We start from the raw sequence: 2540 nt of genomic DNA, 5'->3' as shown, positions 1-2540 counted from the left end.
TCGATGGCATTCGAAACCCCGCACCGGACGCTGGGGATGCTCCTTCTTCGGCCGGCCCACGTGACCTTCGATGCCCAACCAATCGCGGACCATCGCGACGTCACCGAAAGGTACTCCGGTCTGTACCATGCCCCAGGGACCGGGGTTCATCCCCACGAGGACGACCTCGCGATCTGCTCGACCGAAGCGTTCCAGGTAACGTTGGTGAGGCTCCCATCCGTAGGCCAGGGGATTGTAGACGTGGGTCACCGGAGCGTCGAACGAAAGCGCGTCCACTTTCCGGCCGAGACGTCGTGCCCCCTCGATGAGATTCAACGAGCCCACCGTAGCACGAGCGCGTCTCTGAAAAGGCACGAGCAAGGTCTCAACGAAATCCGGCAGCCTGGAGAAGTCGCGCGTAGCCGGGTGCTTCTCGTAAAGGCTCGAATCTCGGGTCGACTTCGAGCATGGGAATCCAGGGGCTCTTCTTCTCGATCGCTTCCGCGAGAGAGTCGACGGCGAGTTGCGTCCGCCCCGTTCTCACGAGCGCGACGGCACGAGTATAGGGGTCGTCGGCCTCCGGAGGCTGGCCGACTTCCTGGCCCAGTGCAAGGCGGGACTCGAAGAGGCACGCTTCGGCCAAGCCGAATCCGGGCTCGAGCTCGAGCGTCCTCTCGCACGCGGCGATGGCTTGTTCGAAGCGTCCCGCGAAGTAATAGAACCAACCGACGTCTGATTGCACCTGGGGGGAAAGGGGATCGAGCGTCCGGGCGCGCTCGATCTCTTCGATGGCCTCGACGTGCTGTCCGAGCCCTGTCAAGTAGTAGCCGTACCAATGATGGGCTTTGGCGAAGCCGGGGTTTGTGAGGAGAGCCCGCTGAAAGGATTTCCCCGCGCCGGTCCAGTCCCAATCTCCGTACCAGCGCGCGAGAGCGAGAGCGAGATGCGCTTCCGCGGATGGAGAAAGCTCGATCGCTCGGCTCGCCTCGACGGCAGCTTCGTCGAAACGTCGCTCGAGAATGTGAACTGTGGCGAGCCCGACGTGAGCGTCGGCAAAGCCGTCGTCTTTCGCCAGAGCCTCTCTCAGGTAACGCTCGGCATACTCCAGGCTTTCCTTCTCGCCACGATTCAGATGGTACCGTCCCTTGAGGTACGCGTCATAGGCTTCGGCATCATGAGGCTCGGATATTTCCGGACGCGCGTTTGGCAACAACTGGGGGACGAGAGCGGCGACGAGCAGCGAGACGTCGCGAGCACTCCCCCGCCACATCCGCACGCCCTTTCTTTCGAGCTCGACCTCGATTAGCCCATCCTTCAAACGCCCGGAAAGCGCGAAGTCGGTGCTCGTCGATACTCCCGATAAGCTGCGGAAACGTGAAGCGGAAGAAGATGCGAGGACGGCGAGCCGAGAAGGATCGAGACCGCCGAGCGCCCGGCCGACCTCTTCCGCCAGCATTGGCCCCCGGTGGAGGGACGACAAATCCTCGAACGGGAGTACGACGAGAGTCAAAGGAGCCTCCGGCCGTACTTGTCGGGGCCGTCGACTCGCAAAAAGTAACAATAGAAGAACTATGCCGACGATCGCCAGAGCGGCCGCGCGCGTCGTGATCGTCGGCGGCTTCCGGGTGCCCGGAAGAAACCGGTAGCCACGGCGCGGGAGCGTCTCGATGAATCGCGGCGCGCTCGCGTCGTCACCGAGCGCGGCCCGCACCTGCTTGATGCACGAGTGCAGGCTCCCCTCGAAGTCGACATGGGTTCCCTCGCTCCACAGGATAGTGCGTAGCTCGTCGCGACCGACGATCTCCCCGCGCCGACGCGCGAGAATGCTGAGAACTCGGAAGGGCTGGCGTGCCAGCTTCACCGGGCGGCCGTTCTCGAAGAGCTCCTCGGTTCGCAAATCGAGCTCGAACGCGCCGAACCGCAGGCGATCCGCATCCGACATCGACGTTATTCTAGCGGGCCGCCGAAATCAGGGAAAAATCAGGCCGGGTAAATCGGACAACGCGCTAGTCTCGGCGGCGGAGGTCGTATCGATGCACGCGTTGCTCTTGCTTTTCGCGAGCCTTCAGTCTGCCGACGAGGCTGCCCGGTTCTTCCAGGCTGAGGACTGGACCCGGGCGGCCGCCGCCTATCGACGAGTGGTCGAGCGCGAGCCCGAGAACGGGCGAGCCTGGATCCGGCTCGGGATCTCGCTCCTGTCTCTCTCCCGCTATCCGGACGCGATCGCGGCGATGGAAAAGGCGGACGGGCTCGGTTTCGTTCCGGCTCTCACGAGGTTCCACCTTGCCCGCGCCGAGGCACTTGCGGGAAACCCTTCCCGTGCTCTCGAACGGCTCGAGAGCGCCGTCGACGCAGGCTTCTCTTCGGTGAGCCAGCTGGAATCGGAAGAGGCGTTCACCGATCTCCGAAACGATTCCCGCTTCGCCGCGGTCGTCGGCAGAGCCCGAGACAACGCCGAGCCCTGCGAGCACATTCCCGAGTTCCGCCAGTTCGATTTCTGGATCGGCACGTGGGAGGTCACTTCGGGAGGTCAGAAGGCAGGGGACAACCGAATCGAAAAG

At 63.6% G+C, this 2540-nt stretch carries 3 protein-coding genes; 1 reads left to right on the top strand and 2 read right to left on the bottom strand.

Features of this window, described 5'->3' with window-relative positions; translation table 11 throughout:
- Both VEK15_20875 and VEK15_20870 read right to left on the bottom strand, forming a co-directional pair.
- On the bottom strand, positions 1–354 hold a 354-nt coding region (locus VEK15_20875; protein HXV63166.1), incomplete at its 3' end, for a hypothetical protein.
- Positions 355–364: 10 nt separating this feature from the next.
- On the bottom strand, positions 365–1921 hold the full coding sequence (locus VEK15_20870; GenBank protein HXV63165.1) for a winged helix-turn-helix domain-containing protein: 1557 nt from the start codon (positions 1919–1921) through the stop codon (positions 365–367).
- A 91-nt stretch (positions 1922–2012) separates the two neighbouring features.
- On the opposite strand from VEK15_20870, the gene VEK15_20865 reads away from it, so the two are divergent.
- Positions 2013–2540, top strand: a 528-nt coding sequence (locus VEK15_20865) for a tetratricopeptide repeat protein (GenBank protein HXV63164.1), incomplete at its 3' end; no start/stop codon positions are given.

It is taken from the genome of Vicinamibacteria bacterium (genome assembly GCA_035620555.1).
Lineage (GTDB): Bacteria > Acidobacteriota > Vicinamibacteria > Marinacidobacterales > SMYC01 > DASPGQ01.
The sequence above is the reverse complement of the archived record's forward strand: the minus strand, read 5'-3'. Positions and strand labels throughout refer to the sequence as shown.